At 40.5% G+C, this 26,355-nt stretch carries 28 protein-coding genes; 12 read left to right on the top strand and 16 right to left on the bottom strand.

The features are described from left to right. Positions 1-411 precede the first annotated feature (411 nt). From H9631_RS19790 to H9631_RS19770, 5 genes are all read left to right on the top strand, one after another. A complete protein-coding gene (locus H9631_RS19790; RefSeq protein ID WP_191815878.1) occupies positions 412-957 on the top strand; it encodes a helix-turn-helix domain-containing protein in 546 nt (181 codons plus the stop codon). Between the two features lie 203 nt (positions 958-1,160). After that, positions 1,161-3,203, top strand: a complete 2,043-nt coding sequence (locus tag H9631_RS19785; RefSeq protein WP_191815876.1) for a hydantoinase/oxoprolinase family protein — start codon at positions 1,161-1,163, stop codon at positions 3,201-3,203. Between the two features lies 1 nt (position 3,204). Then, positions 3,205-4,935, top strand: coding sequence for a hydantoinase B/oxoprolinase family protein (locus tag H9631_RS19780; protein WP_191815874.1), 1,731 nt, complete (start codon positions 3,205-3,207; stop codon positions 4,933-4,935). 15 nt (positions 4,936-4,950) lie between these two features. Then, positions 4,951-5,265 carry a cupin domain-containing protein gene (locus H9631_RS19775; protein WP_191815872.1) on the top strand — a complete coding sequence of 105 codons (315 nt, stop codon included), beginning with the start codon at positions 4,951-4,953 and terminating at the stop codon, positions 5,263-5,265. A 431-nt stretch (positions 5,266-5,696) separates the two neighbouring features. After that, complete coding sequence (locus tag H9631_RS19770) at positions 5,697-6,287, top strand: YetF domain-containing protein (protein ID WP_191815869.1); 591 nt, start codon at positions 5,697-5,699, stop codon at positions 6,285-6,287. Between the two features lie 72 nt (positions 6,288-6,359). On the opposite strand, the gene H9631_RS19765 is transcribed toward H9631_RS19770, so the two are convergent. The 6 genes from H9631_RS19765 to H9631_RS19740 all read right to left on the bottom strand — a co-directional run bounded on the left by H9631_RS19765 (position 6,360) and on the right by H9631_RS19740 (position 10,514). Next, positions 6,360-7,250, bottom strand: a complete 891-nt coding sequence (locus H9631_RS19765; protein ID WP_191815867.1) for a YitT family protein — start codon at positions 7,248-7,250, stop codon at positions 6,360-6,362. Between the two features lie 98 nt (positions 7,251-7,348). Further along, positions 7,349-7,609 carry a VanZ family protein gene (locus tag H9631_RS19760; protein WP_191815880.1) on the bottom strand — a complete coding sequence of 87 codons (261 nt, stop codon included), beginning with the start codon at positions 7,607-7,609 and terminating at the stop codon, positions 7,349-7,351. After that, on the bottom strand, positions 7,560-7,919 hold the full coding sequence (locus H9631_RS19755; protein ID WP_191815882.1) for a hypothetical protein: 360 nt from the start codon (positions 7,917-7,919) through the stop codon (positions 7,560-7,562). The genes H9631_RS19760 and H9631_RS19755 overlap by 50 nt, the downstream gene beginning before the upstream one ends. A 372-nt stretch (positions 7,920-8,291) precedes the next feature. After that, positions 8,292-9,572 carry an FtsW/RodA/SpoVE family cell cycle protein gene (locus H9631_RS19750; RefSeq protein ID WP_191815865.1) on the bottom strand — a complete coding sequence of 427 codons (1,281 nt, stop codon included), beginning with the start codon at positions 9,570-9,572 and terminating at the stop codon, positions 8,292-8,294. Further along, positions 9,565-9,975, bottom strand: coding sequence for a PadR family transcriptional regulator (locus H9631_RS19745; protein ID WP_191815863.1), 411 nt, complete (start codon positions 9,973-9,975; stop codon positions 9,565-9,567). The genes H9631_RS19750 and H9631_RS19745 overlap by 8 nt, the downstream gene beginning before the upstream one ends. A gap of 2 nt (positions 9,976-9,977) precedes the next feature. Continuing rightward, entirely contained in the window at positions 9,978-10,514 is a 537-nt protein-coding gene (locus H9631_RS19740) for a sigma-70 family RNA polymerase sigma factor (protein ID WP_191815847.1), read from the bottom strand. A 357-nt stretch (positions 10,515-10,871) separates the two neighbouring features. Between H9631_RS19740 and H9631_RS19735 the strand changes: the two genes are divergently transcribed. The 3 genes from H9631_RS19735 (at position 10,872) to H9631_RS19725 (ending at position 14,109) form a co-directional block, all read left to right on the top strand. Next, on the top strand, positions 10,872-11,363 hold the full coding sequence (locus tag H9631_RS19735; RefSeq protein WP_191815845.1) for an MFS transporter: 492 nt from the start codon (positions 10,872-10,874) through the stop codon (positions 11,361-11,363). Next, positions 11,329-12,795: an amidase family protein gene (locus H9631_RS19730; protein ID WP_191815843.1), complete on the top strand. Its 1,467-nt coding sequence runs from the start codon at positions 11,329-11,331 to the stop codon at positions 12,793-12,795. Before H9631_RS19735 ends, H9631_RS19730 begins: the two co-directional genes overlap by 35 nt. 165 nt (positions 12,796-12,960) lie before the next feature. Continuing rightward, positions 12,961-14,109, top strand: coding sequence for a DEAD/DEAH box helicase (locus tag H9631_RS19725; protein ID WP_191815841.1), 1,149 nt, complete (start codon positions 12,961-12,963; stop codon positions 14,107-14,109). A gap of 458 nt (positions 14,110-14,567) precedes the next feature. On the opposite strand, the gene H9631_RS19720 is transcribed toward H9631_RS19725, so the two are convergent. Together H9631_RS19720 and H9631_RS19715 are read right to left on the bottom strand one after the other, a co-directional pair. Then, positions 14,568-15,431, bottom strand: a complete 864-nt coding sequence (locus H9631_RS19720) for an endonuclease I family protein (RefSeq protein WP_191815839.1) — start codon at positions 15,429-15,431, stop codon at positions 14,568-14,570. Next, entirely contained in the window at positions 15,415-15,687 is a 273-nt protein-coding gene (locus H9631_RS19715; protein ID WP_160706120.1) for a hypothetical protein, read from the bottom strand. The genes H9631_RS19720 and H9631_RS19715 overlap by 17 nt, the downstream gene beginning before the upstream one ends. 259 nt (positions 15,688-15,946) lie before the next feature. On the opposite strand from H9631_RS19715, the gene H9631_RS19710 reads away from it, so the two are divergent. From H9631_RS19710 to pabC, 4 genes are all read left to right on the top strand, one after another. Continuing rightward, entirely contained in the window at positions 15,947-17,200 is a 1,254-nt protein-coding gene (locus tag H9631_RS19710; protein WP_191815837.1) for a GTPase family protein, read from the top strand. A gap of 463 nt (positions 17,201-17,663) precedes the next feature. Next, complete coding sequence (locus H9631_RS19705) at positions 17,664-19,070, top strand: anthranilate synthase component I family protein (protein WP_191815835.1); 1,407 nt, start codon at positions 17,664-17,666, stop codon at positions 19,068-19,070. Continuing rightward, complete coding sequence (locus H9631_RS19700) at positions 19,067-19,648, top strand: anthranilate synthase component II (protein WP_191815833.1); 582 nt, start codon at positions 19,067-19,069, stop codon at positions 19,646-19,648. Before H9631_RS19705 ends, H9631_RS19700 begins: the two co-directional genes overlap by 4 nt. 1 nt (position 19,649) lies before the next feature. Then, entirely contained in the window at positions 19,650-20,486 is an 837-nt protein-coding gene (gene pabC, locus H9631_RS19695) for an aminodeoxychorismate lyase (protein ID WP_191815831.1), read from the top strand. 46 nt (positions 20,487-20,532) lie between these two features. On the opposite strand, the gene H9631_RS19690 is transcribed toward pabC, so the two are convergent. The 8 genes from H9631_RS19690 to H9631_RS19655 all read right to left on the bottom strand — a co-directional run bounded on the left by H9631_RS19690 (position 20,533) and on the right by H9631_RS19655 (position 25,887). After that, on the bottom strand, positions 20,533-20,688 hold the full coding sequence (locus H9631_RS19690; RefSeq protein WP_191815829.1) for a hypothetical protein: 156 nt from the start codon (positions 20,686-20,688) through the stop codon (positions 20,533-20,535). Positions 20,689-20,802: 114 nt separating this feature from the next. Continuing rightward, positions 20,803-20,943: a hypothetical protein gene (locus tag H9631_RS19685; RefSeq protein ID WP_191815827.1), complete on the bottom strand. Its 141-nt coding sequence runs from the start codon at positions 20,941-20,943 to the stop codon at positions 20,803-20,805. 223 nt (positions 20,944-21,166) lie between these two features. Further along, positions 21,167-21,307: a hypothetical protein gene (locus H9631_RS19680; protein ID WP_191815825.1), complete on the bottom strand. Its 141-nt coding sequence runs from the start codon at positions 21,305-21,307 to the stop codon at positions 21,167-21,169. Positions 21,308-21,621: 314 nt separating this feature from the next. After that, positions 21,622-21,801, bottom strand: coding sequence for a YozQ family protein (locus tag H9631_RS19675; RefSeq protein ID WP_191815823.1), 180 nt, complete (start codon positions 21,799-21,801; stop codon positions 21,622-21,624). Between the two features lie 1,145 nt (positions 21,802-22,946). Beyond that, positions 22,947-23,465, bottom strand: a complete 519-nt coding sequence (locus tag H9631_RS19670) for a GrpB family protein (protein WP_191815821.1) — start codon at positions 23,463-23,465, stop codon at positions 22,947-22,949. A 753-nt stretch (positions 23,466-24,218) separates the two neighbouring features. Continuing rightward, positions 24,219-24,839 carry a class I SAM-dependent methyltransferase gene (locus H9631_RS19665; RefSeq protein ID WP_191815819.1) on the bottom strand — a complete coding sequence of 207 codons (621 nt, stop codon included), beginning with the start codon at positions 24,837-24,839 and terminating at the stop codon, positions 24,219-24,221. 263 nt (positions 24,840-25,102) lie between these two features. Then, positions 25,103-25,570, bottom strand: coding sequence for an FUSC family protein (locus H9631_RS19660; RefSeq protein WP_191815817.1), 468 nt, complete (start codon positions 25,568-25,570; stop codon positions 25,103-25,105). Positions 25,571-25,719: 149 nt separating this feature from the next. Beyond that, positions 25,720-25,887, bottom strand: a complete 168-nt coding sequence (locus H9631_RS19655) for an aspartyl-phosphate phosphatase Spo0E family protein (RefSeq protein WP_191815815.1) — start codon at positions 25,885-25,887, stop codon at positions 25,720-25,722. Positions 25,888-26,355: the final 468 nt, after the last annotated feature.

The raw sequence follows: 26,355 nt of genomic DNA, 5'->3' as shown, positions 1-26,355 counted from the left end.
GAGCAGTGGTTCTCTGGCCTTCCCAACTACATCAAGGCTTATTTGCCAATTTCTCTCTGCGAAAGTTGAGTAATTAACTATCTTTCGTTTCATATAAAAATTACCACCTTACAACTGTTTCCGAATATTCGTTCTTATTATACTTTGAATATAGAGAGGTATCAAATATCAAGAATATTTAACCGAATATAAATAGTTAAGCTTGATAAATATGAAACACCTAAAAGAAAAATGTCTGAGAATGCTTAGACATTTTTTTAATATTGCTAATTCGGATATGCGTCAGAAACATTGTAAAAATACCTATACTGAGTTGACTGATAATTAATAATAATCGTTGCAACTGTAAAATAATTATGCTATATTCAGAACTACTACACTTATACTTCAATTTTGAAAGGGTATTCGTACATGGATGAAATTCATATTAAGATCAAGGCATTGCGTCAAGAGCGAAATCTTATGCTAAAGGATTTGAGTGAGAAAACTGGATTATCGCTTAGCTTTTTATCACAAATAGAAAGAGGGGCATCATCTCTTTCCATAACTTCACTCAAAAAAATCTCAGATGCATTGGGGATTCATATTAATTATTTCTTTTTGGAAGAGACTGCACATCAGCAATACGTTGTTCGTGCGAATGAACAACATAGCTTTACAACAAGCTCAGGGAGTCAGGTGTACACAAGGCTAACGGGTACTTTTACCAACCGGAAGCTGGAGCCTTTAAAGGTTGTGCTGCCACCGCATATGCACGAGCAACATTCTTTTAGTCATAATGGGGAGGAATTCTATTATGTGTTAAAGGGCGAAGTGATTTTTTATTTGAATGAAGAGAAGTTTCATTTATTCGAAGGAGATACAATTCATTATCCTTCCAGTCTGATTCATCAATGGGAAAATCCGCTTTCAGAGGAAAGCATTGTTTTAAGCATAGTGACACCAATTATTTTTTAACTTCCTTCAGCAGAAGTTTCCCAGTTCTGTAGTGTGGGATGAATGCATATTGGTATTCCTCAGTGGGGTTCAAACCCAGGATGAATAAAGTTAAAGCCTCCGGCGGATGCCTCAGATTTTCAGAGGGAATTAACTGAGCAGAGCTCGATAAAATCTGGGCGCAAATACGCCAAGGCGCATTTGATTATAGGAGTGTGACCAGCATGAGAGTAGCTACTGATATTGGAGGAACATTCACTGATTTAGTATACGTTGATGACAATGGCAATATCGGGATTGATAAAAGCAGTACGACCCCGCCAAACTTTGAAAAAGGTGTCTTAGATGTCATTAAAAAAAGCGGAGTTGATCAGTCGTCCATCTCAATGTTCATTCATGGGACAACGGTTATTATTAATGCATTGACGGAAAGAAAAGGTGCTAAAACAGGCTTGATCACAACGAAGGGATTTCGCGATGTACTAGAAATTGCCCGTGGTAATCGCCCGGACCTGTTCAATGTGAATTATGAAAAACCGACACCATTTGTTGAACGTTATTTACGCAGGGAAGTAAGTGAGCGCGTTAATTATAAAGGTGAAGTTCTGTGTGAATTGAATAGAGATGAAGTGAAACAATGTATTGATTTCTTCAAGAAGGAAGGAGTCGAAGCAATTGCCGTTTCATACCTCCACTCTTACACGAACCCTTCACACGAACAACAAACTGTAAAATTGATTAAAGATCTGTGGCCTGAAGTAAAAGTTACTGCTTCTAGCGACATCACACAGGAATGGCGGGAATATGAACGGACTAATACAGCTGTATTGAACGCCTATGTTCAACCAGCTGCTACAACATATATCAACCAGCTTGAAAATGAACTCAAGACACAGGCGGAAATCGACCAACGATATATTATGCAATCAAATGGAGGAACCACAAAGTTCGACAAAGCTAAAGAAGCACCGATCAATATGGTGGAGTCCGGACCGGTCGCTGGTATCTTCGGTGCAGCTGTCCTTGGTGAAATGATAGGGGAAAAAAATATCATAGCCTTTGATATCGGCGGAACAACAGCAAAATGCTCATTGATTGAAAATGGAGAGGTCAAGGTTTCCACTGATTATTACATCGAAAAAGATAGTCGGAGTGCAGGATATCCCATCAAGACTCCTGTTGTCGATATTATTGAAATTGGAAATGGCGGGGGTTCAATTGCATGGATTGATGGGGCAGGCTCCTTGAAAGTCGGACCACAATCGGCAGGAGCCAACCCAGGGCCAGTCGCCTATGGCCAAGGCGGAACTGAACCGACTACAACAGATGCAAATTTACTCACTGGACGTTTATCATCTAAAAATTTTGATTATGATGTGAATTTGGATACTGTACGGTCTGCTATCGCAACGAAAATCGGACATCATTTTGGAATCTCACCTGAAGAAGCGGCTCTTGGCATCATTCGGATTGCCAATTCGAACATGTTGAATGCTTTGAAATTGATTTCAATACGCAAAGGTTATAATCCACAAGATTTCACATTGCTCGCTTTTGGAGGCGGCGGTTCCATGCATGGACCGGCACTGGCACTTGAACTTGGTGTCAAAAAGGTTGTCGTACCTATTGCTTCCCCTGTATTCTCTGCATGGGGCATGCTGATGACAGATCTTCGTCACGACTATATTCAAACATATATTAAGCGGATGAATGATCTGTCATTGGAAGAGATCGATAGCCAGTGGGAGGAAATTGAGCGTAACGCATTGCAGCATTTCAGCGAGGAAGGAATGAAAGAGGACAAAGTGGAATTCCACCGATTCGCTGATATGCGTTATCTTGGACAGGAACATACAGTGAAGGTACCTGTTACAAATGGAAAGTGGACGGATGAGGCAAAAAGGCAAAACATCGAAGATTTCCATAAATTGCATGAAAAGAACTATACATTCAAATTAGAGGATGCCCAAACGGAAATCGTGAATCTTCATGTGACAGCGTTCGGAAAAGTGGAGAAACCGACCATCTCCAAATTGAACAGAATAAGTTCACTAACGGAAGCAAAAAAAGAGGATCGTGACGTATATTATGAAAATAAAGGCTGGGTTACAACGCCTGTCTATGATAGGGACAAGCTCCCGGTAAATGAAGTTATTGCTGGGCCGGTGATTGTCGAGGAGAAAGCAGCAGTCACAGTCATATATGAACAGCAAAAGCTCTATTTGGATGACTATGGCAATATCATCATCGAAAAGGAGGAAAACTAATATGACCATCTCAAGCAAAATTGACCCATTCACATTGGAAATCGTAAAAGACTCCCTCTTAGCCGTCGGTGATGAGATGTTCGTAGCATTAGCACGGACGTCCATGAGTCCGATCATCTATGAAGTGCTTGATTATGCAAGTGGACTTACTGATGCTAAAGGAAACCTCCTTACACAAGGAAATGGTGTTACAGGATTTATCGGAATGCTTACGTTCATGGTAAAAGAGACGCTGAATAAATATCCGGGGGATCAACTGAAGCCCGGCGACATTATCATCATCAATGATCCTTATCAAGGCGGGGGCTCACATTTATCCGATGTCGGGCTCGTTATGCCAATCTTTTCTGAAGGGGAAATCATTGCTTTTTCTGCCAATAAAGCGCACTGGACGGAAGTTGGAGGGAAAGATCCAGGTTCATTCACGAATGACTCGGTCGACATTTTCCAAGAAGGTCTTCAATTCTCTTGCCTTAAACTTTTTGATGAAGGAAAAGTGAATGAGGCACTCATCGAAATTATCCGTTCAAATGTCCGCTTCCCTGACCTATCACTTGGCGATATGTGGGCGCAAATTGCGGCACTTCGTACTGGTGATCGGCGTTTGCAGGAACTTTGTGAAAAGCATTCGAAAGAAACGATTCTTGCCGCTATTAATTATTTACTTGATCATGGGGAAGAAATGGCTCGTCAGGAACTGAAAAACCTCCCCAAAGGGACGTTTTATGCTGAGGACTTCATTGATACGGATGGACTTGGTAATGGTCCCTTCCCAATTAAAGTGAAGGTGACCATTACAGACGATGAATTCGTTTGCGATTTCCGGGGAAGTTCCTCTCAGGTGCTGGGTCCAGTGAACTGTTCATATACCGGTCTCGTTTCTGCGGTTCGCACAATATTTTTAGCTATCACTAATCCGGCACAAGACGTAAACGATGGCGTATTCCGTCCATTGACAGTTATTGTTGATCCGAAGTCGATCATGTCAGCTGAGCGACCAGTTCCAGTTTCTAACTACTTCGAAACGCTATTAGGATGCCTTGATCTAGTTTGGAAAGCAATGGCTCCGCAATTGCCAAATCGGTTAACCGCAGGCCAGTTCTTGTCTGTATGTGCTGTTACATTATCGGGTACCCACCAAGATACAAATGAACCTTTCCTCATCGTTGAACCTTCTGTCGGAGGATGGGGCGCTTCAAATCGAAAAGACGGGGAGTCCGGGCAATTCTGTATCGCAGATGGAGAAACCTACAATGTCCCTGTGGAAGTAGCTGAAACAAGATATGGTGTGATGTTGGATGAATATAGCTTGCGTCAAGATGGAAACGGAGCAGGTGCAGGCAAGTATATTGGCGGTAAAGGAGTAATCCGTTCCTATCGTGCATTATCGGATGGGCAGGCAGTCACGGCAACATTTGGCCGCAATAAATTTCTTCCATGGGGCATCGCTAATGGATGTGATGGCTCACCGAATGAATTCTGTGTTATTAAATCGGATGGGAAAACAGACGGACCTTATGGTGTCTATCCACGTTATAAATTGAATACGAACGATGTAGTCCGTCTCATGACTGGAACGGGCGGAGGCTATGGCGATCCAAAAGAACGACCGGCAGCCCAAGTCGCAATGGATGTTAAAAATGATTACTTCACAGTAGAAGAAGCGCGTGAACATTTCTTAGTTGAAGTTGATCCAGAGACATTTGACTATAAAGAATTGCCCGGAAGATAAAGTCAGGAGGCCATCATGAAGAAAAATACACCAAAGTTAACAAGCGATATTGTGCAAGACCTTTTTCACGATCAGTACCCAGGAGCTGAAATAAAATTCGGCTATGTTTCCATCCCGGCAGGTGAACGTCTTCCAAGCGAAGGTACGACGTTTCATGAAGAACAAGAATATTCATTTATAACAAAAGGCACACTAAAAGGCGAGTCCGGAGGCGTACCGTATGAAATTTCTGCTGGTGAAGCATCCTTTATTCCAGCAGGCGAACCCCATTGGTGTGTCAATGAAGGCAATGAACCAGTCGAGATCATTTTTGCACTAGTAAAAGCATAACCCTTGCTACTGATGAAAAATCTTTTTTCGGTACAGACTGGATAACCGTTAGATATATGAATGAAGATGTTCCTGCATTCCAAAACTGGGGCATGGTGGAGATCATACTTTTCCTTTTTGAAATCAGGTACTAAGAAGAAATCAATATAACCAATACCCGTTGCTCACTTTAAATAAGCAACGGGTTATTTCTTATGCTAAATTCTCTCACCGACTCCCTCGAATTATTCAACAATAAAGGAAAACTGCTCAACATCACTTTGAAACATTCCAAAAGACTTCTCACATCATTCATTGAATATGCAAGTAAAATATTAGCTCATGCGTAATGTGTTGGGGATGCTATGGATTTACCCTATAAAAGAACGTGTTCATGGATGCATGTTTCAATTCACAATGCAAACAATAATGCCATGAATGGAGTTGATGGGATGAAGCTGCTTTGGGAGCCGTTCATCATTCTTGTAACGGGGTTACTTTTATTAAAATTGACTGGAAGAAAAGCGATTGCTCAGACGACTATGCCTCAATTAATTGTCATGCTCTCTTTAGGAACCATCCTTGTACAGCCGATTGCACAAAAAGGGATAGTACGGACGCTGGTTGTAGTAGGGGTTTTTGTTGTCACCTTATTTTTGATGGAATATCTTGAGATGAAAATGAATGGCCTTGAAACAATTTTAACAGGTAAATCCAAAGTAGTAATTGAGAATGGAACAATCAATGTACATGAACTGCGAAAGCTCAGGATGAGTGTCGACCAATTGGAAACGAGATTGAGGTTGAATGGAATTAGCAAAATAGATGAAATAAAAACAGCAACGATTGAACCGAATGGAGAACTCGGATATGAACTTATAGACGAAGCCAAGCCACTTACAAAGAAAGAATTTAAAAAGCTGATGGATGAGTACATGTTAGGAGTGAAAGAATCACAATCAATAGGGCAAGAAAAAAATGAGTCAAATATTTTTGCTGAGATTCAAGGAAAGAATGATGAACATCCAAAGTATTTACAATAGTAACCTTAGGACAAAAATCAGGCATTTTCTCTTGCCTGATTCTTATATTCAGGTTGGGTGTCTCTGGACCGTTTAGTGAATGCGTTTTTTCTTTGTACGTCCACCGCGGACTTCGGAAATGTTTCCAATTGCTAGAAAAGCAGCGGGATCATGTTCGTCGACGATAGATTTTAGCTTCGATTCTTCCAAACGGGTGATGACACAAAAAATGACCGCTCTATCATTGCCTGTGAATGCACCTTCACCTTTCAAATACGTGACTCCTCGCCCCAGCCTCGCCATAATGGAATTCCCGATTTCATCAGCTTGCTCGCTAATGACCCAAACAGATTTTGATTCATTAAAGCCTTCGACGACTAAATCCATTACTTTTGAAGCAATGTAATAGGTGATGATGGAGTACATGGCACGGTCCCAACTGAAAATGAATCCCGCAGTTGCGAAGATGAAGAAGTTGAAGAACATGACAACTTCTCCGACGGAAAAAGGAAGTTTGTGACTCATCAAAATTGAGAGAACTTCTGTACCATCAAGGGAACCGCCTGCACGAATCACAATGCCTACACCTGTCCCCAAAATGATGCCGCCAAAAACGGTATCAAGCAATAAATCGTTTGTGACAACATAAGCATTATGAAGGAATACAGAGGTTAACGATAGGACAAAAATTCCGTATAATGTGGCAAATGCGAAAGTCTTTCCGATTTGTTTATATCCAAGGTAGACAAATGGAAGGTTTAATATGAAGAGGATAAAGCCAACTCGCCAATCAGTCAAGTAACTGATGATGATAGAAATGCCGGTGATACCGCCATCTAAAATATTATTAGGAATTAAGAAAAGCTCAAGAGCAACAGCCATCAATACGGCTCCAATGGTGACAAAAAGAATTCTCCAAAAAACTGCCCTTTTTGGCAGCTTTTTATGTTGAACCGTACTCAAATCAGATTCGATTGCAACCATAAAATCAACCTTCCCATGAATGATTTTCATGACTTAAGCGCAGAGCCTTTCCGATTATTGCAAAAAAAAGTTGTGAATTGAATCTACACTTGAAGCCTTTATCTCTTAATTTTGTAAAATTTTCTTCTTGAATGCAACTTTTTTACCTTGTTCCATAATAAAAAACTAATCATCCCACCAGCAGTATTTACGATGATATCGTCCACATTGCATCCGCGAGTCCAAATCAGGCCGAAATAACTGAATAAAAGTTGATACGATTCGATTACACAGCTAGTCAAAAAAATGAGGAGTGCCGCTTTTTTAAAATCATGAATACGAAACAACAGGGAGGTATAAATGCCCAAGGGTGCTAGCATGATGAAATTGTAGAAGGTGAGCTTCACGGAATTCCAAAAAAAAACAATCTGCACCGTTTATTTTGTATAGTCTGACCCAATCAGCTACGAAATAAAAGGGAATAGGTTGAATTTGAATTCTAGCTTCGTTAGAAGGCGGAATGATGATTCCTCCCGTTGTTAAATCAAAAATGTATAGCAAATAAAAGATGAAGGTATACAAAATGATTCGTTGCATCCAATTTCTAGTTCTATTTCTAATGAGGCCAAAAAGAATATAAATCACTAAAAAAATGGTGCCGAACGGCACCATTGGTATCGTAATAAACATGGATCATTCTCCTCGTATTATATATTTCAAGAACAAAAACTTGGTCTTTGATAATTAAATAAATGTGTTATTTCTAACTTCCGAATAAGGTCATTTTCTAAGACGCTGATCCAAAGGAAGCAGGCACTCTCTGCCATGATACAGAGCCACAGCGAAGCTGCTTGCCATTGATTGCAGTGCCCGGTTCTTAGAAGAGGGGTCGGGGCCCCGACCGGCGAATGCTTAGAATGGTTTGTCCGGGTTACCATTTAGCTGTAGAGGAGCCTCCAGACTTTTCTTTCAGCTGACCTGCATAAATCTTACTACCTGGACAAAAATACAAAGACAGCTTTACCTTTTTTCATTTTTACATTGACTTATCACCACAAGTCTTTAGTTAATAGAAACGATTAGTTTTTTCCGGCGGTATACGCTTAATACGAGGCCGATAATGATTGAGTTGATCACAGCGGGGGAGGAGCCGTAGCTGATAAACGGCAGTGAAAATCCGGCAATCGGGAAAAGACCGAGCACCATTCCGATATTATATACAAACTGTACCGTGTATAATGCCGCCGCTCCGAAAATGATGAGTTGACCGAAGGAATCCGGAGTCTTGCGCGAGATCCAGCAAATTCTTACCATAATAGCAGCGAGAAAGAGCACGATTATAATAGCAAATATCCAGCCAAAGGAATAGGTTAAGGTGACGAAAATCATATCTGTATACATTTCTACCATCTCAATTTTCTCTATTTGGGGAAATTGTCCAAACCATCCAGCTTCAGATAAATATTTTTTGAATTGTAAATAAAAATAGCCGTAAGTTGATTCATATTGCTCAGGAAAAAGGAATCCCATTAATCTCTTTCTTATATATAAGCTAGAGCTTTTCCAGAAGACAAGAAGGCAAACCGTAATCACAGAAAATAAGGCAGCAATGATTGAACCAACCAGTTTTTTCGATTGGTTTCGTATTGACCAAAGATACATGACCACAACCATAACAACATAGACTACTACATTAGGTACAGGACTGATGGGAATGTATAGGGCCAATGATAAGAGGAATAACCCAGATATGAGCAAAGACCGGTTTGCATAGCGGTGAAGGAGTCCAGCCCATCCGATAAAAAGAAGCGGTATAACAATCAATGAATTTGCCGAAAACGTACCAAATTGGGCAAATTGAACGCCATTTACCATCCAACTCGAAAAACCAAAATGAAAAACTAGTATTAGTATAATTCCTGCTACGCCTAACATAAGCCAGTACGTCTTCTTAAGCCTTCGGTAATCAAACATCATCAAGGTGAGCACGATCAAGATTCCTAACAGCACATCCATTGATTTTTTGAATAAAGAAAACTGAAACTCATATTGAGTTATTAGAAAAGGCAGAAAGCCGATTAAATATAATAGGAGAACGAGAGAAAGGAGACTCCAGTCAATTTTGGGGCGGTGCAGTTTGTCCATTTTGATTCCCAGTTTAACGGGATCACCCATCCGCTTTACCGCCTGACATTCTGCTTCCTCGCGGGAAAGGCCTGATTTTATCATGTTTCGAACTACGGCCTCCATATGCTGCTCAAGCTCTAGAGCGACAAATTTCTTGGCTTCTTTCGATTTAATAGGATTGGTCACTTGCTTTAAAAAAGCTTTTTTCTCACCCATACAAAATATCTCCCTCTAATAAATCATTTAACGCCGGGGAATTTCTCTGTTGTTTCTCCTCCGCTTTCATCAAGACCTTTCTTCCTTTATCCTGCAAATAATAGTATTTCAGATGATCATCCGCCCATAAGGAGGAAATCCATTCTTTTTGTTCCAGCTCATGGAGGAGCAAGTAGAGCGAGCCTTCTTGATTCATAAATTTTTTGATGTTCCGGCCTTCTAACAGCTGCAATAATTCAAATCCGGTTCTTTTTTCGTTCAGCAATTGCAGGGTGGCAATCAGAATCTCTTCATCGTTTTTTTGTTCTCTGTCAATGGCTCTATAAATGTTCTTGCGGTGCTGTTCAGTGAATTTCAATTCTGAAAGCTGTTTTTTTCCTAATTTTTTTAGTCTTTCTTCCATTTTTAAGAACCTCCCAAGCTGTCTTTTAACATGGCCATTGCCCGGCGCATTCGTGTTTTAATCGTGTTGTTTTTAATGCCTGTTAACATCGCTATTTCTTTGACAGACAGCTCTTCAAAATAATGCAGATAGATAGGTTCACGGTATTTGACAGGAAGCTTCAGTACTGCTTCGGCTAGTTCTTTGTCTTCTTCAGAGCGTATGACCGCTTGCTCCACTGTATCGTGTGAGGAAATTGGTTCAGGAGCTTTTTCATATGCCAGCAATACTTTTCGATGATGCCAGCTTTTCAAATAATCCTTGCAATGGTTGATAGCAATTCTCCAAAGCCAGGTTTTGATGCTGGATCTACCTTCGAATTTCGAAAGAGAATGATAGCATTTCACAAAAATCTCCTGTGTTAAATCTTCCGCAAGCGCAGAATTCACTACATACGAATAGGTAAGCTGCATAATGTCCTGGCCGTAATCCGTCATGATCTGATCAAATAATATATCAATATCTGAAGTTTGGAGTTCTTCAGCAGCTGCCTCATTCAAGACTTTACCCCCCTTGCCGTACTAAAACATTAGACGAGATGAACACATCCGTGGTTTCATTATATCGAGTTATTTTTAAATTCATTCAGTAGAGTCTCCTATTTCAGTAGTGGGAAGATGAAAGCCTATTGGGAGTCAAACTCCGGTGCGTGCCACAGATTTTTAGAAGGAAGTGCTTGAGTGAAACTTGATAAAATCTGGGAGCAAGTAAGCCAAGGCGCATTTGCTTAACCGCATAACAATGGTTTCAAAGTATAACATCAAGGAGAATATTGTGAAGAGCTTTATCCAGATTGTTCCATGTTTCTTTCTAATCAAGTAAACTGAATATAAGTTAAAATTGGGGATGTTACAATTATGCGCAGAAAACTTTTCTTAAATAAAAAGATTCTAGTGATATTACTCATTCTATTTATGGGAATCTACAGTGCTTTTTTCATATACTCTTCTCAACATAAAGCGGACGATCAGCATCTAATGACTGATGTGGGACGCCTTGTTCCCGTCAAAGTAAGAGAAGTGGTTCAAGGGAAAGAAGTCGACCAAATGAAAGATCTTTTACAAGAATTGTTAGGAGCCGCTGGAGCCATGCAAAAAACGAGTGAAAAAGCAATGCTCGGAGATTTTACGAATTCTTCCAGTAGAGGAGCAGTCATAGGATATTATCATTTTTGGACATCTATTTTTGCAGGGGCAGCGGTTATGCTCTGCGGTTTGATTATTGACCTCTTTACGATTGATATCATTTTTTATCTCAGCTCTTTTATTCTTTTTCTCAGCGGTTTTTTTATTTTAAAGATAAAGGAGGGGCATCATGGATATTCCGAAGTTCAATCAAAAGGACGGTAATTGGCTGATTGAGGCGACAATAGACGACATGCAGAAAAAAATGGTGGAAGGGGAGGTTACTTCATTTGAGCTTGTACAAATGTATTTGCACAGGATAGCAGTACATGACACAAAAATCCATTCTATTTTGGAAATCAATCCAGATGCTTTACATATCGCTGCAGCGCTTGACGAAGAAAGAAGAACAAAGGGAGCGCGGGGACCGCTGCATGGTATTCCTATTCTTGTGAAAGATAATATTGATACAGGAGATAGGATGCATACATCTGCGGGGTCTCTTGCTCTGGCCAGTCATACCGCTTCAAACGACGCTTTTGTTGCAAGGTGTTTAAGAAAAGCGGGTGCTGTTCTACTTGGAAAGACCAATATGACGGAATGGGCCAACTTCATGACGATTGGAATGCCGAGCGGCTACAGCTCAAGGGGAGGGCAAACCTTAAATCCTTATGGGCCAGGAAAACTGGATGTGGGAGGATCGAGTTCGGGGTCTGGTGCAGCGGTTGCCTGCAATTTTGCATTGGCTGCCATCGGGACAGAAACATCCGGATCGATTTTAAATCCGTCTTTGAAAAATGCACTTGTTGGAATTAAACCAACAGTCGGTCTTTTAAGTAGGAAGGGAATCATTCCCATTGCTCATAGTCAGGATACACCCGGGCCCATGGCAAGAACAGTGAAAGATGCTGCCTATCTGCTTGGTGTAATGGCGGGAAAAGACGATCAAGATCCAGCAACAGGGGCTATTCCATTGTCGGCTGTTACTGATTATGCTGCCGAGCTTCAACTGAACGATTTAAAAGGTGCCCGGATTGGCGTACCGGGTGAACCGTTCACACTGCGCTTAAGCAAGCATAAACTCGCTTTAATGGAGGAAGCAAAATCAGTTCTAAAGGAGCTTGGGGCAGAGCTTGTAGAAGAAATTCATATTCCTTCTGCTAAACACGTATGGGGTTTTGACATTTTTACTTATGAGTTCAAGGTTGGCCTTAATGCTTATCTTCAAGCAACACCTCCAGTGAATCAAATCCGGTCTCTTGCAGATGTCATAAGATTTAACGAAGCTCATTCGGAGAGTATGTTGAGATACGGGCAAAAGCTCTTGGAAATGTCGGAAGAAACGAAAGGTACGCTGACCGAACCGGAATATCATTCCACATTGGGGCAGGACCTTCGTCTTTCAAGAGAGGAAGGAATCGAACATGCTTTGAAGGAACATCGATTGGACGCGATATTTTTTGGAGGGGACAGAGGCTCTGTAATCGCAGCCAGAGCAGGCTATCCTACTGTCATTGTCCCGGCTGGGTTTGTTCCAAACGGTGAACCGTTCGGCGTTTCTTTTACAGGAACCGCATTTAGTGAAGCCCTTCTGCTAAAGATCGCCTATGCATTTGAGCAGGCGACGCAACATCGAAAATCACCTGAAATTGATTAAGTCCTTAAAGGTTTTTCCTTGTTTTATTATTTGAAACCAGCACGAATGAATTGGCTCCTGCTGTTATCGGCATTTGTTCAATCTGGACGAGGCTGAAAAAGTACAAGATCCATGATAAACTTAAAATGAATAAGAGACTGGGAACACATGAAATGAGGAAAAATAATGAGCGAGACAAAGGATATTATAGGCAGGCTGAAGCCTGCGATAAAGGATTTATGGGAAAAATCTGCTTTTAACGAGTTGACGTCTGTGCAGGCAAAAGCGATTCCTCAGATTACTGAAGGAATAGATATGATCGTCAAGTCACCGACGGGAACAGGTAAAACTCTTGCTTATGTTTTGCCGTTACTTGATCGTGTGGACGAGTCAAAGCAAGTAACGCAGGTACTTATCCTCGCACCATCAAGAGAACTAGTCATGCAAATCCACCAAGAAGTTCAAAATTGGTCAGCAGGGACCGAAATAACAAGTGCAGCGCTTGTCGGAGGAGCCAATATCAAACGACAAGTTGATAGGTTAAAAAAGAAGCCAAATGTTTTGACAGGGACCCCTGGCAGAATATTGGAGCTTATTCGAATGAAGAAATTAAAGATGCATGAAGTAAAGACAATTGTTTTGGATGAAGGGGATCAACTTTTGAATAAGGAACATTTGGAAACAGTTCGTACAATTGTTAAAACAACATTGAATGATCGCCAGCTTCTTCTCTTCTCTGCGACAAGCCTGGAGGAGCCTGATCAAGTAAAGGCCATGATTGGGAGAGAGCCGAAAATACTTACAGCAGAAAAGTCAGTATCCGTTCCTTCATCAATCAATCACTATTATTTATTATGTGAGCCGCGGGAAAAAACGAAGCTGCTCGGTAAAATTGCTAAGATGGAGGGCATGAAGGGACTTGTCTTCATCAGGTCTGTCGGCAATATGAACGTACTTGCTGATAAGCTGAAGTATGACGGTGTCAGACTGGAGCTTCTCCACAGCGACCTCGGAAAACACGAAAGGGAAAGGGCCTTAAAACGACTTCAAACAGGCGAAATTAGTATTTTACTGGCTAGCGATATTGCAGCTCGTGGATTGGATGTCAGCGGACTTAGCCATGTGATTCAATTTGATCTTGCTGAAAATGCTGCTCAATATGTGCATCGTGCAGGGAGAACAGGAAGGATGGGAGCGGCCGGAACGGTTGTAACCCTGGCTAATCCAAGAGATGAGAGGGAATTGAAAAAATATGCACGAGAAATGAAATTCCCTATTGAACGAAAACGGCTATATAAAGGCAAGATTGCTGACTTTGACAAGGGGCAGTCTTGAGAAACGCATATCATTGGGGGACGGGCTTGGTGCCCGTTTTTTTTGTTTTCATTCAAAGCGGTCACTAATAGCAGTAGATACCCAGTTTATGTGAAATGGTTTCATCGCTCTTTAAAGATAAAGGAAAGTATACTGTCTTTTTCGGCTAGTAACTCGGCCAAACGGGGGAATATTTCTCTTTTCTGGATAATATTGCGTTTTTTCGGCCAGTATATTTCCTAAATTGGACAGTACGTCTTTCTTTTAATCTGAAAATCTGTGGCATCTACCGGAGGTTTGCCCCCTCGCTGAACGGAATACCGATATGCGTTCATTTCATCACTTATAGATGTGGGGGACTTCTGCTGTATGAAGTTAAAAAGAAGTATAGGGAGTGCTTGTCAAGGAATGGGGGCAGGGCATTGCCGAACTATTAGCCGATGCCCTTGATAGAGACCGCAGGCAGAACATACCAGGTTTTACCATCTCAATGGGATATAAAGGACGTCAGCCAATTGGGGAAAGTCAATAAAAGGATTACGGTTTCCTTGAATGTGGTAAATGGCTTGATTCCGGTGTTTTTCATACAGATCCGGTGGGAACTTTTGATTCCAGTCCCTTAACAGGTTAAAATTGACCTTGCTTCTGAAACGTTTTTTAATAGATTTAGGATAACGAAGTAGAAAGTAGAGCATGGCTCTGGCAACGGTACCTTTTCCAAATTCCGGCTCGAACAGATTAGCGGCTGCTACACCACAGTGGTTTCTGATTGTTTCATCAGGTGATTCTGGGTTATAATTTGGAAAATCGAAGTAAGGAAAATTGGAGCGGGCAGCGTTGCAGCTTGGTTCGCAGGCAAAAAGATGGTGCAAGTCTCCTTTCATGGGCTCGCGGCCAATGAACCAGGACTGCGGTACAATATGTTCCGCATTAAATTTGAGTTCCTCCGGAAGAGGCTGGTGAATAATGGTTTGTTCCCTATTCGCAAGAAAATCCTGAAACTCTTCATAACGCCTGCTCACTTCGAAGTCTTTTCTAATCAGATCCGCCGGGTCATCTTCCTTGCCGGAATAAATGCTTTTGATTGTGCAGTCCGGCTGCAGGTCAACCCATGTGTATAGAAATTGGTCTTTGCTTATAAAATAGGGGAGCCTGTTCTTGTGAGTGCGTTCCAATAATGAATGGAGTTGTTGGAATTTTGGCTTCCGGATATTCACTTTACGGTAATATTTCATTACCGCATTTCGATCTTTTTTTTCATCGAAATAGACAATCTCTTCTTCTCTTAATCTTCGAAGCGTTCTTTCCAATTCTTCGAAGGATAGTTCAAGATGAACGGTCATGATATTCACTCCGTTCGCTCTCTGAAAAGGCCAATCTCTTAAAATAGGAATGCTCTGTACCGAGCTCGCAGTTTATCAATATTTCCATTTCTTCTAAATGTTCGCGTTCTACCACCGGATCCAAATCCGACCAGCGAACCGTATATATAAAATAGTAATCTTTAATTTGTCTGAAGAGGACGTCTGAATGAACAAAGGGTTCAAAACGAGCCTTAATATTGTAATGCCTTGTGTATGACCATTCGAGCAATTCCATCTTTCACCTTTCCTTCCTTGCATCTATTATAGGGGATGTTTAAAAAGTCAACAAATGATAAGCGGTTTCAGTTATATTCGTATGGTTGACAGGGAAGAAATTCCGTCTCATGAACAGAAATCATCATAGGCTTTGTTGTTTTGAGCTTTATTTTGAATATGTACTTATCCTCCCTTTAGACAAGAAGTTCAAAATACAAAGGTTGAATTGCTTTCATTTGGGGGAAACCTATAGTAAGTGATGTTGTGGAGGAATGACGATGAGCAAAAGTAGTTCAGGTTTCGGATCAGTTTTTTCAAATATAAAAAATCAAGTTGACAAACTGCCTTTATCGAAGAAATCAAAACAAAAAATGATGTCTAAGCTCAGCGAACTGAAAGAGCTGACGATTGAAGCGCGGGAGCCGCGGATTGCCCTGGTGGGACGAAGGGGTGCTGGTAAATCATCGCTGATCAATGCATTATTTGGTGAGGAAAAGCAAATGGTCAGTTCTGTACAAGCAGGAACGGGCCGGGGAAAGTGGCTTTGGTACCCTTCGGAGGATGACAAGGAAATCCGGCTGCTGGATTCCCGTGGATTGGGTGAAAGTGAGAAGCTGCTTGAGTCATCAGACACTGATACAGCTATTTCCCAATTGAAAAAAGAGCTGGAAGCTGAACAGCCTGATGTATTTCTTTTCTTGATCAAAGCAAAAGAAACGGATGCTCGGGTGGAAGAGGATCTGCATGAATTGAATGATTTGCGTGCATTTATTATGGAGGTGCATCATTATGATGTACCGGTCATTTGTGTAGTCACGCAGGTGGACGAGCTTGATCCGCCTTATTATAAGCAATTGCCATTGGATGGGAACCCAGAAAAAGCAAAAAACATTAACACAGCGAAAAAGCTAATGGAAAAGCGGTTTAATGATCACGATATTCCTCTCATGACGACAATTCCAGTCTGTACGTATGTTGATTTTGATGAGTCAGGAAAAATGATCTATGATATGCGATGGAATGTGGATGATTTGGCAGAATATCTAGTTGACATTCTGCCGAACGATGCGAAGCTGAAAACAGCAAAAGCGGCCAAAGCAGTTTCCGCTAAAAAAAAAGCAGCGCAAAAAGTGATCGTAACCATGTCCGGTATGGCCGTACTTATCGGGATTGAGCCGATCCCGCTTGCTGATATGCCTCTGCTTACTGGACTGCAAGCCATGATGATTATGATTATTGCCTACATTGCTGAAAGGGAAGTCAACCGGGCGGCGGCCACTGAATTTATTGGAGCAATTGGGGCTAATCTTGGAGTGGCGTTTGTTGTAAGGGAAGGAGTCCGGTCTGCAGCTAAAATTATCCCAGCTGCAGGAAACATGATTTCCGGTGCCGTCGCAGGCGCTGTCACTTATGGGATTGGACAAGCGGGAATGGCTTATTACTTTGAAGAAAAAGACTTGAAAAGAGCAAAAGAAGCTTTTGAAAGAGGAAAAAAACAGTTTCGAAAAGACCGCAAAAATACAGAGGAATAATGTAACAGCATCTATATCCAGCTGGCATCGGGTATGGGTGCTTTTTGTGTCAGTTAGAGAAGGCTTCAACCTGTTGAGAAAGAGTAGAGAGCGTCTCTAACAAGGCTGGAAATGATAACAGTTGTTCGGTGCTTAGATTGTATCCATACTTATTAATAGAGTAAGTACAGACGTAGAAAAAAATCCAATGCTGCTTGTCCTTTCGATTATGTATGCTTTAAAATCGTGAGTAGGGCTTTTCGTATTTTAACTTTATTCAGCAGAAGTCTCCCACCTCTGTAAGTGGTGAGATGAATGCCTGTTGGTATTCCATTCAGCTGGGGTTCAACCCAGTAAAGCCTCCGGCGGATGCCACAGATTTTCAGAGGAAATTTATCGAACGAAAGCTCGATAAAATCTGGGCGCAAATACGCTAAGGCGCATTTGATCGAAGTTAACCACATAGATAGGAAGTGTTGCAGTCATGGAGCAGCCTGTGATTTTTGAAAGAATACCATTTGATCAGGATAGGTTTTTTAAGGCGTATTCCAACTTAACCATCAACAAAGAACAGCATGTCCTTTTAGAGAGTGGCCGGACGGGGAGATACAGTATTGCAGGAATCGACCCGTTTGCTGTCATTAGTGCTGATGAACGAAAGATTGAAATAAAACAGGGTGATCAGACCGAAGTAATGGAAGGAAATCCCCTTCAAACGCTGGAAAAGTGGATGAAGCAATTTTCCTTTCCACCATTACCAGGACTACCTGATTTTCAGGGAGGAGCTATTGGATATATAAGCTATGATTATGCATGGTGCATTGAGCATCTGCCTCATATAGCTGAGGATGATATTGAGATGCCGCTCTTTTATTTTCTTGTGTTCGATGAATGGTCAGTGTTTGATCATGAAGAACAATGTTTGTGGTTGCTGACATTGAACGGGGATTCTGCAAAAGAAAGATTAGTAGAATCGAAGATGGCTTGGCTCAAGGCTGCGGAAGTAGAGTTGAAAAATCCGCTGGCAGCGGCGAATGACAGTGGTGAGAGTCAGCCCCAGCTATCTTTGAGTGAAACAAGTTTTATTGCTGCTGTTGAAAAAGTGAAGGATTATATACGGGAAGGCGATGTTAGTCAAGTCAATCTGACGGTTCGGCAATCAGATCAGTTGTTTACAACGCCTTTCAATGTGTATAAAAAACTGCGAAATTTAAATCCTTCACCTTACATGGGCTATTTCCATACACCAGAATTCCAGATTGTTTCTGGTTCTCCTGAGCTTTTGATCAAAAAAGACGGAAGAAAAGTCGGAACAAGGCCAATTGGCGGGACAAGGCCACGGGGAAATAACGAGGATGAAGATAGGCAGCTTGAGAAAGAATTGCTCTCCAATGAAAAGGATCTGGCAGAGCATATCATGCTTGTTGACTTGGAGAGAAATGATTTTGGCAAGGTGTGTGAATTTGGCAGTGTACAAGTGGATGAATTGATGGTGATCGAGAAATATTCACACGTCATGCATATTGTTTCCCATGTAAGTGGAACATTATGTGAAGAAAAAAATGTATATGACTTGATTGAAGCAGTTTTTCCAGGTGGCAGCATTACCGGCGCGCCGAAGAAAAGAACACTGGAAATTGTCGAAGAGCTGGAGCCAGTCAAACGGGGCGTGTATACAGGGACAATGGGCTGGATTGGATTCAATGGAGATGCCCATCTGAACATTGTAATCAGGACGATGGTCATCAAGGACCAGCTGTGCCATGTACAGGCTGGGGCTGGTATCGTGATTGATTCGGACCCGAAAGCGGAATACGAAGAGTCATTGAATAAGGCAGCTGCCCTTTGGAAGGCAAAAGAAGAGGCGGAGAAAGAGGGGGCATTCGCATGATTCTTGTGATCGATCATTATGATTCTTTTACATACAATATCGCTCAAGCGTTAGGGAAAATAAATAGGGATATCCTTGTGAAAAGGTATGATGAGCTTTCAATTGAGGAGATCAGTCTATTGAAGCCTAAATATATCGTGATTTCATCCGGGCCTGGAAGACCCGCTTCAGACGGAGTTACGAAGGAAGCGATTGAACGCTTTTCAGGTAAAGTCCCTATCCTTGGAGTGGGTTTGGGCTGTCACGCGATTGCTGAAGCCTTTGGAGGAAAGTTGGAAAAAACAGACAACCTTCTTCCAGGTAAGGCAATGGATATTTTTCATGATGAAAAAACTATTTTCAGAGGGATTGAGCGGCCTTTTTCTGCTACCCGCTATCATTCATTAATGATTAGCAGAGAAAACCTCCCGGATTGTCTGGTTGTGTCGGCATTGAGTTCGAAAGAGGAGATCATGGCAATCAGGCATAAGGATTTCCCTATGGAAGGTTTGCAATTCAATCCCGAATCAATCATGACTGAGGCAGGGGAGCAGTTGTTTAAAAACTTTATTGAATATAATCAGATGGTTGTGGGCTGACATGTATATTTTTTTGAACGGCGAGATAATTGAAAAAGAAAAGGCGCTCATTTCCCCGTTTGACCACGGCTATTTATATGGTGTGGGGGTGTTTGAAACGTTCCGAACATACGGGGGAATCCCTTTTTTGCTCAATGAACATCTTGAGCGGCTGAATACAGCACTTATAGAAATGGGAATAAATCTCATTTTTGAAAGGGAGGAAGTCCTAGCTGCCATTGAAAAACTATCGGAGCTTAATCAATTGCCGGATTCCTACATAAGGTTGAATGTTTCGGCTGGGCCCGCAGAAATAGGTTTGCAGACCAGTTTATACTCGGAGTCGACAGTCATCATTTTTCAAAAGGAACTTCCTCCACTTGAGCCGCTTCGAGAGAAGGAAGCGGTGCTTTTAACAATAAGGCGTAACACGCCTGAAACGAAAACACGCTTAAAATCCCATCATTTTTTTAATAATATAGCTGCTAAGCGTGAGCTTGGCGCAGATCCGGGGAAAGAGGGGATCTTTCTTTCTGAAGATGGCTATTTGGCGGAAGGTGTCACTTCAAATCTGTTTTGGGTGAAAGGTCGGAAGATATATACCCCAGCAATTGAAACTGGAATACTGAATGGAATTACAAGACAGTTCATTTTCCGGCTTGCTGAGAGACTGGGGATACAAGTAGAAGAAGGATTTTATAAAGAGCAGGCGCTCATCCAGGCAGATGAAATATTCTTTACCAATTCCATTCAGGAAATCGTCCCCGTAAAGGAATACGAAGGGAAAACACTTCCGGGGCAGGAAGGGGCCATCGTACAAAAGCTGCACGGATTGTATCAAAAATGTATTACCGAATGATAATAAAGAACTCCTGCTAATTTTGGCAGGAGCTTCTAAAACATAGTTAGTGTTCATTGCTGTTTTCAAGTTTGTTAGAGGATATGGGCTGGTCTACTTTGTTTGCATCCTCAAAATTGAGTGCGGAACTGATAAAAAATACTAAGAACAAAGCGACTACCAACAAAAAGATAACAAGTCCGACCAAAATTGATACATCCATTTCAGTTCCCTCCTATTTTTTTCGATAGTGCGGAAACAATGAAGATACATATCTTATTCCCTCTTTTTTAGCTGATAAACATAAAAATCCTGTCAATGACAGGAAAAATTTCTCTTAATTCTCTTTTTCATCCGGTGGCAATGAGTCAATTGTGTGGGAATCGTCATAATTCAAGACGCTATGAATAAAGTAGACGAGAAATCCGGCGATGGCAGCCAAAACGCCTGCCAATCCAAGGGTGACCCATAATTGCATGAGCATTCCTCCTTGTTTAAATGTATGCCGGTTCCTAGAATCTATGCCATAGATAAGAGGCTGGGACATAACTAAAAAGATCAACCTAAAAGACGAATGATTTATAGAAATTAATAGCTTTAAACAAGAAAATCCGAACTGATTCAATTTCTCCTAGAAGAAATTTGAATCAAAGTTCGGATTTTCCTTTACCTAAAATGGTTCTGTCCCAGCCTCGTTTTTGTCAGTTGTTTTTTTGATCGGTAGGCAATTCGTCAATTCTATTCGAGTCGCTTGAATCCAGAACTGAGCCAATGTAGTAGACTAGAAATATGGCTACTGCGCCCAATAAGATGGACAACCCGATTAAAACTCCCATTTGCACAATGATTCCCCTCCACTCTTTTAATACAATGCCCGCTTTTCAACACCTATTAATGAAAAGCGAAGAGGTTTCTCCGTTTAACTAATGATTATAGCTTATTTGGTTGTTTCTCTCAAAGTTTTTGTCGGATTTTTTTGAAAAGTATATTTGCCCATAAAGGGGCAGAGTGCTTTTTCAAAACGAAATTAAAAATTTCATCTTGAAAAAGCACAAAAAATCAACGTTTCTAAAATTGATTTCTTGCGCTTTAGACAACAGTTTTGTCTTTCACTGAGCAGTTCTCACCGGTCATGGAATCAGTTCTCTGATTTAAGTTATGTGTCTTTTCCGTTTTCCTCTTCTATGACTGGATCGATTTGTCCTTCAATATAAGCATCGCTAACCTGTTCATGGGTAATAGCTAGTGCCTTTGAAATGGAGTCTTTTTCATGGGAATCATCCAATTCGTACTTTCTGCCGGCAAGTTCCAAGCTTTTTTCATGATTCTTATCCAATGGATTCCCTCCTTATGTTTTCCCTCCATATTATTACCTAAAATAATCCAGTCATCGCATGAATAAATTACCATTGAATAAGGAACGTATATTCCCATATAATAAAACAAACAAGTGTTCTGGTGGTGAAGAGCGGATGCGGATTTTGGAGCGTGCAGCTATGTCTAAAGAGAATGTGGAGATTATATATCTTTCCGCGAATCGACAGTTGTCGCAAAGGATTATAAAGGTACTTTCCATCTCCAAAAATGCAATGTATGCTTATTGTTATCAAAGGAAATCTATCAGGACGTTTAAAATAGAGAATGTGTTGTCAGCAGTTCCAGTGTTGCCTAAAAACAGAAAACAATATCGATAAGCCCATGCCGTCTTAAAAAAACAAGCATGAATAGCCGGGAGATTGTCCTGACAAGTTCAGAACAGGCGTATTAAATATAGAGGGATACTGAATGGGATCAGATTGAAAAGAAACCATCCACGGATTGCCAGATTTCTACTCAAAACGCGCAGATTTATTATGGCACATGAGTCCGGAAACTCTGAAAATATCAGGCCGAATTCTCTAAAAATCGAAGTGAAGTTTATGACTATCAACAGGCGTAATGTGTTTACCTTCAGTCAGCTGAAGTTTCCCAATCCGTAAGTGGCAAGATGAATGATTCCATTCAGTGGAGGGTCAACCCCGACTGATTAAAGTTAAAGCCTCGGCGGATGCCACAGAATTCAGAGGAAATGTATCGAGTGGGCTTTGATAAAATTTGGGCGCAAACACGCCAAGGCGCATTGATTATAGATGTTTGAACGGGAAAGCCCATAGCGGTGCGATAGCCATCCTTTAGGGATGAAAGTCCGATCAGACAAGGGAGAGTTTTTGCTACCTGAAAATGTGCTATGCTCACATAAAATTGGATATTGTATAAGGTTCAGTCGACTAATGCATGGAATTGATAAAATGATATGCATCGTAGTACGAGACGCTAAAACGCTATGATAATAGTAGCGTAGCCCTATCCACTATATGCACTGGATAAAGAGGGGGGCCACTCCAATTCTGAAGGCTGTTCAAAAACAGAAATGGACTGTGAATGCTTAGTCATTCCGGAATCCCACTGGCGTAGTCGGGGGAATCTCAATAAAATTAAGTACTAACGGATCGTCCAACGCCATTTAAGAGCCTGTTTTTCCACATTTTTAACAAAGGTATCCTTTCCATCTCCATACCTATCAATATTATTTGGATACTCTTTTGCCAGTTGACTCTTTAAATCCCCATATTCTTTGCACACTTCAGGGTGCTCACGGAGGTAATCTCTGAATGCCAAATGCCTCTCGATTTCTCCGATATTATCAAATTGAAAAGCATGAATTTGGTGAGTACGATTATCCCCGCCTTTGCGAAAATATCTTCGCCCCGGTATTCCAAATTTCCCCATCACTTCATATCCGAGTTTCTCAAACTGTTCCGAAAAGGCATCCAAATTTTCAATATGATCGACCACAAGTAAAATATCAATAATTGGTTTTGCTTGTAAATGAGGAACAGAAGTACTTCCGATGTGGAAGCTGTTAACTAATACATCTTGCAAGATTTTTTTTATTTTTTGTTCTTCTTTTAAATAAACGTTTGACCAATTTGAATCGTAATGGACGACTTTAATGATCATGCAATCCCTCTTTTCAAGATTAAAGTATTTAATTTAGTGTCAGGCTGGAGCACATGGTGGGAACAAAAAAGAATGGGAAACTGTTGTCATTGACAGAAAAACCTTCATTCCTGAAATGTGGAGAGTTATTTTGGATATAAAAATCGTCATTTCTATCAGACGCTCTGTCCAATCGAATTTTACGATTCTTAATATATTATATACGAGTCGGCCGGCTTAAAAAAATTTATAGGAGAGATATAAATGGGCTTTGAATTTGAAGACGATTTTGTTGGTGGCGAAAGGGACAGAAGGAGAAGACGCTTAGTTTGTGTTTGTCATGAAGAAAGACGGCGTGAAGAGCGCGAAAGAGATATTGAGTGCAGATGTAGAGCGCGTAGACGCGAACATTGCGATTGGTAATAAAAATGGCCCGGGCAATGACCGGGCTTTTTAAATTTTTATCTGAAAAGTTATTTGTCCAGTTTCTACATATGGAAAAGCCATCTCCCGGGATGTTCTGTGTCTTTCACTTCTGTAAGTGGTGGGATGAATGCATATCGGTATTCCAATTCAGTGGGGTCAAACCCCAGCTGAATAAAGCTAAAGCCTACGAAGGGTTCTAACAATTATCGAGCAGAGCGCGATAAAAAATCTGGGCGCAAATACGCTGAGGTTCATTGGTAAGGCCAGCCGACATTGGCGCAAAAGCCGGAAGAAAATAGGCTCTTCCGTCACAATCAATTTTTCTTTTTAGAAATAGCAACAAAGCACTCAATTAACTTTACTAATGATTAACTTTCTATACATCCCATTTAACATGATTGGTGCATCTTCTTCGACTTTTACATCATTTTGATTGTTTTGAAGTATCTCTTCGAAACTCCGACCAATATCAGTACCTAACACTTTAATGAAAGGGCGTAAAAGAATTTTGGGTATCGATAGTTTTTCATTTTCAGGGACGAATTTATCAAAAATGATGATTTTTCCATCTGGTTTTAAAACTCTCGTAATCTCACTAAAGCATTTATTGGCATCAGGTACCACTGAAAGGATTAAACTGGCTACAATATAATCGAATGAATCATCGCCAAAACCCATATTTTGTGCATCCATTTCTAAAAAATGGATCGATGAATTTTCAAACTTTCTTTTTGCAATTTCTAGCATATCAGGTGAATAATCAATAGCGGTTATATCCAGGTCAGAATGACCAATTAATTCTAAATCAGCCCCTGTTCCTACACCAACAAACAGGATTTTTTGATTGTGATTGAATTGTATTTGTTGAAATATTTGTGTTCGTGCTTTTAAGAAAATACCTGAATTAAAGAACTTATCATAAATCGGGGAACCGATTTTATAGATGATTTTATTCCAAGCATTATTCAAATTTCTTCACTACTTTCATCCAATTTTCATACCGTAAACTCTTTGTATCTTTTTTAAACCAAATGAGCTGAAAGGGACATGCTCAGCTTAATACTCGATGATCACTATGTTTTTCATTATCAACGACTTAAAGCATCCCCGGTTCGGTTTAACTGCAATCACCGGGGAGCAGCATTCTTTTATGGTATTTTGCACAGCATTAACCTTTAATTTTACCTTCATTATTTTCTTGGTCAACTGAAAAAAACTTTTACAAAATTCTTCTATGATGCAGCTTTGTTTCTTTTAATGATCTGGAACCAAACGAACTGTATCAATATTGTCACAACGACACCGACAACAGTATCTCTCATTCTGTCTAAGGCATAATGCTTTGTTTGGTGTTCAAATACAAAAACAAATAACATTGTGATTGCAGCATGATGAATGACCACTTTATCAAACTTTAACCACTGAGTAATAAAACAGCCTAATAAAATTAATAAGCCTAAGTTTAAACCGTTTATCTTGATATGGCTTGCAATTAGCACTGTTACAAGAATACCAATAATGGTTCCAATTATCCGTTTTATAGAGATTCGGACGGATTTATCAAGGGTTGGTTGAAGACATAATATAACTGATAGCGGGGCTAAATAGGGATGCTTTGAACCAAGCAGATGGGCTAATTCCCAAGATAAAGCAGAGCCTATTGCTAATTTCCATATTAATATGGAATTATTATTATTCATTAATTTTAATACACCTCTGTTAATTACTGCGATGCTGATTCACAGGTTAAGGGGCAAAAGGTTGAAAAAGCAGTTTGTTTCGCGAAAGGATATTTAATGGAGCCACCAATGAAGCCGCTTTTCTAGGCAGTTCTTTTAAAAAAACAAATTTAATCTTTCGATTTTATTAGGCGCTCAAACTCATTTAATAATTCATCCAGCTTTTGGCTTGTTTCGATTACCTTTGGGTCTGACAATTGTTTAGACTTCGCCAGTTCGTTCAGATGCTTTCTTAAATTTTGAATTTGTTGACTGAGTTCATTTAGATTGCTATTCATATTTTCCTCCATTTTTTTATCAGTTTTTGTAACGAAGGAAAAAATATACATTCAAATAATTGGATTTGTATGAGGGGACATGCTCAAATATGCTTCAGAAGTCTGCACTTTGGACCGATTGGATTGTGAAAAAAGTCAATTCTTCAGAGCCGACTTGGATGTTTAATCCTAAATAAGGAAATCAAGAAGCAATTCCAATATTTAAAAGGAGAATAGACCTCCAATAATATAACTTAGTTCCTGTAGTGAAAATTGTTTAATGATTTCGCCTCAGTCAATGTCGAAAAAAGAAGTTAGGGTTTCTAGAGTAATGGTGCTTGTGGATAGAAGTTGATAAAATGCTGAAGGACACGAAACATGCTAGAGCATTGCGTAGTGTCCTTTTTTGTGGTATAGCGTACAATGTCAAATACTTTTTTCAAGTTTTAGAGTAACTCAAACACGCTTACTGTAATTTCTTTTTTTTAC

Origin of the sequence: Bacillus norwichensis (assembly GCF_014836955.1) — a bacterium.
Classification (GTDB): domain Bacteria; phylum Bacillota; class Bacilli; order Bacillales; family Bacillaceae_C; genus Siminovitchia; species Siminovitchia norwichensis.
This window is presented reverse-complemented; position numbering and strand designations above follow the sequence as displayed.